Here is a 625-nt window from a genome sequence, read left to right on the forward strand (position 1 = left end):
CGACTGCTTTTTATACTGCGCGAAGTAGCTTTCTGAGCATGCGTTATCCCTGCAGTTCCCTTTTCTAGTCATACTCACTGTGACAACTCTATTAGTTAACCACTTCACTGTTTCCTTTGCGACATACTGAGCTCCTTGATCTGAATGAAAGAGCAAGTTCGAACCATCAGGTTTGCGTGCTGACCATGCCTTTTTCAGTGTTTTAATAACTAACTCGGCGTTGTTTATCCGGCTTGTTACCCAGCCAACAACCTTACGAGAATACAAATCAAGGATGACGCATAAATACTGCCAACCATCTTTACAGCGTACTTGTGTGATGTCTGATACCCACACAGTATTTGCTGTCTTCACATTAAACTGACGTCGTAGTAAGTTACTCGCTTTGATTGTACCTTCTTTCTTCGCGCGGCTTGTATAGCGTCTCTTACCTGATTTTGAACGATAGCCAACGCTTTGTAATAGTCTCTGCACACGCCCTTTACTGCAATCAAAACCATGTGCTACCGCTGCCTCCCATAGTTTTCTATAGCCAGGGATACAGTGCTCCTGGTCGCTAATATGCTTTAGAAACTTAAGTAACGAACTGTTCTCTTTATGGCGTGTGCTAGGTAATTGCTTTAAC

Annotated in this window: 1 protein-coding gene; it reads right to left on the reverse strand. The window is 43.2% G+C overall.

The features are described from left to right. The coding region (locus CWC28_RS20960; protein ID WP_138625722.1) for an IS3 family transposase at positions 1 to 625 on the reverse strand (625 nt) is incomplete at both ends.

Origin of the sequence: Pseudoalteromonas sp. S4492, from assembly GCF_005886115.1 — a bacterium.
Taxonomy (GTDB): Bacteria; Pseudomonadota; Gammaproteobacteria; order Enterobacterales; family Alteromonadaceae; genus Pseudoalteromonas; species Pseudoalteromonas gelatinilytica.